Annotated in this window: 3 protein-coding genes; all 3 read left to right on the forward strand. The window is 45.5% G+C overall.

From position 1 onward, the window contains the following. Positions 1–399: carbohydrate ABC transporter permease (locus AC1DUA_RS32805; protein WP_477503718.1), on the forward strand; the 399-nt coding region annotated here is incomplete at its 5' end. A 13-nt stretch (positions 400–412) separates the two neighbouring features. After that, the gene (locus AC1DUA_RS32810) at positions 413–1,252 is read left to right on the forward strand and encodes a carbohydrate ABC transporter permease (protein ID WP_477503719.1); all 840 of its coding nucleotides are present in this window, start codon (positions 413–415) and stop codon (positions 1,250–1,252) included. A gap of 62 nt (positions 1,253–1,314) precedes the next feature. Then, positions 1,315–2,577: a Gfo/Idh/MocA family protein gene (locus AC1DUA_RS32815; RefSeq protein ID WP_477503720.1), complete on the forward strand. Its 1,263-nt coding sequence runs from the start codon at positions 1,315–1,317 to the stop codon at positions 2,575–2,577. The last annotated feature ends 129 nt before the right edge of the window (positions 2,578–2,706 follow it).

Consider the following 2,706-nt stretch of genomic DNA (forward strand, 5'->3'; position numbering starts at 1 on the left):
ATTGTAGCCATCTGGAGTTCCATTGGCTCTCACATGATCATCTTCTTGTCTGGTCTTCAAGGCATCTCGGAGTCCTATTATGAAGCCGCATCAATCGATGGGGCAGGCTCTTTCACTAAATTCACACGAATTACACTGCCTCTATTAACGCCGACGATTTTTTTCGTCATGGTAACGTCTCTTATTGGTGCGTTCCAGGTATTTGATTACATCTATATGATGGTTGGCGAAATTGTGATGGAATCTACGCAGTCGATTGTTTTCTTATACTACAAATACGGGTTTCTCAAAAATGCCAAGGGGTACGCCTCTTCCATTGCCGTTATGCTGTTTATCATTATCATGCTGATTACGTATGTTCAAATGAAAATTCAGAAGAAATGGGTTCACTACGAGTGAGAGGGGCGAGTGTATGAATACGAAACCAGTCAATCAGAAATCGCTTCAGATCGGCGGAATCCATCTTATCCTCATATTGGGTGCACTAATCATGGTTACGCCGTTTATTTGGATGTTTCTTACATCGGTAAAAACATTAGGAGAGTCAACGGCAATTCCTCCCGTTATGCTGCCAAAAGCTTTTCAATGGAGCAATTATGCGAAAGTTTTTGTAAACTTGCCGTTTTTCACTTTCTATTGGAATACATTTATTACAACTTTGATTAAAGTGATAGGCCAACTTATTATTTGCTCGTTAGCGGCATATGCTTTTGCCAGAATTGTTTTTCCAGGGCGTCAGTTCTTCTTCATCCTGATGTTGTCAGTACTCATGGTTCCTGGGCAAGTGTTTCTCATTCCGCAGTATATGATTATGAAAGATCTCGGCTGGTTGAACTCTTTGACAGCACTGATTGTACCTGGTTTATTCAGTGCCTTCGGGACGTTTCTGCTGCGCCAATTCTTTATGACCTTACCGAATGAACTGGAAGAAGCTGCGAAGCTAGATGGCTGCAATCAGTTCCGAATTTATTGGCAAATCATGATGCCGCTTGCGAAATCCGGGATGATCGCGTTGGCAATTTTCACAATGCTGTGGTCATGGAACGATTTGATGTGGCCGCTGATCGTCAATTCCTCGCCGGATAAAATGGTGCTTTCCGCAGGTATCGCTTTCCTGGAAGGGGAGCACAAAACGAATTACACGATCATTATGGCAGGCTCCATGATGGCGATTTTGCCAATGATCATTATTTTCTTTGTTTTCCAACGTTCTTTTATTCAAGGAATTGCATTCACAGGAAGTAAGTCTTAGATTTTGGCATATAGTAGCCTATCATGACATTTACATACGAAGTGACAGGAGATGAGTATTTGATGCAAAAAGTAACGGCTATCCTGCTCGGGGCAGGTGATCGAGGGGCGCAAGCTTACGCGCCATATGCACGGAATTACCCGCATGAATTACAAATTGTAGCAGTTGCTGAGCCGAATGAGGAGCGTCGTGCTGCCTTTACTTCCGCTCATCAGATTGCACCGGAACATGCTGTTGAGAATTGGGAGCAGCTGCTTGCACAGCCGAAGCTGGCAGATATCGCCATCATTTGTACGCAGGATCAAATGCACTATCATCCAACGCTACGAGCGCTGGAGCTTGGGTATCACGTTTTGCTGGAGAAACCGATGTCTCCTAGTCCGGAAGAGTGTGTGGAAATGGAGCTCATGGCGAAAAAGCATAACAGGCTGCTAACCATCTGCCATGTCCTGCGTTATACGGCCTTCTGGACGGCAATGAAACGAGTGATTACAGAAGGCAAAATCGGGCAAATCGTCAATATTCAATTGAATGAAAATGTCGGTAATATGCATATGGCACACAGTTTTGTACGCGGCAATTGGAATAATTCGGATAAATCTTCTCCTATGATATTAGCCAAATCCTGCCATGACATGGATATTCTCTCCTATATCATGGGTGAGCCGTGCGAGCGTATCAGCTCTTTCGGGTCGCTAATGCATTTCAAAGAAGAGAATGCACCTGCAGGTGCGCCTGCGCGCTGCTTGGATGGCTGCCCAGCTGAAGCGAGCTGTCAGTACTATGCGCCTAAATATTATTTGGGGGCAGGTCGCCGTTGGGCACGTAAATTTACAACGGATACGAGTAACGAAGGCATAGTTGAAGCTCTTAGAACGACGCCATATGGAAAGTGTGTGTACCGCAGCGATAATAATGTCGTTGATCACCAAGTCGTCAATATGGAGTTCGAGAGTGGTGCCACAGCGATGTTCAGTATGTGTGGTTTTACACGAGATAACACACGAATTCTGCAAATCATGGGCACGAAGGGCGATCTTCGCGGTAATATGGAAGAGAACGAATTCACCATTCATGACTTTGTGACGAATGAGAAAACCACCGTGCGTGTGCATGCCTCAGAAGAGGGGCACAACGGGGGCGACGCGGGTATTGTACGGAGCTTTCTGAGCGAAGTCAGAACGTATAACGGCGGAGAAAGCAGTTCTTCCGCATCGGTTTCGGTGCGCAGCCATCTGATGTCGTTCGCAGCGGAAGAATCCCGTTTGAATGGTGGCAAGCCGATTGCGATTGAAGAGTTTTACAAACGACTTGTTACGATATAAACAAAACGCAAGCGGCCAGAGGGACTGGCTGCTTGCGTTTTTTAGGAAGACGGGTAGTAAATGAGCGTCTTATATACAGCTTTGTGATCCGACAAATTCGTATATGTGTGCGGACGATCTGCTGTGAAA

This window comes from Paenibacillus sp. 01T422, assembly GCF_056398785.1.

Coding starts and splice junctions, on each gene's coding strand:
- AC1DUA_RS32810 (WP_477503719.1), top strand. CDS start 413: ATGAATACGAAACCAGTCAATCAGAAATCGCTTCAGATCGGCGGAATC.
- AC1DUA_RS32815 (WP_477503720.1), top strand. CDS start 1,315: ATGCAAAAAGTAACGGCTATCCTGCTCGGGGCAGGTGATCGAGGGGCG.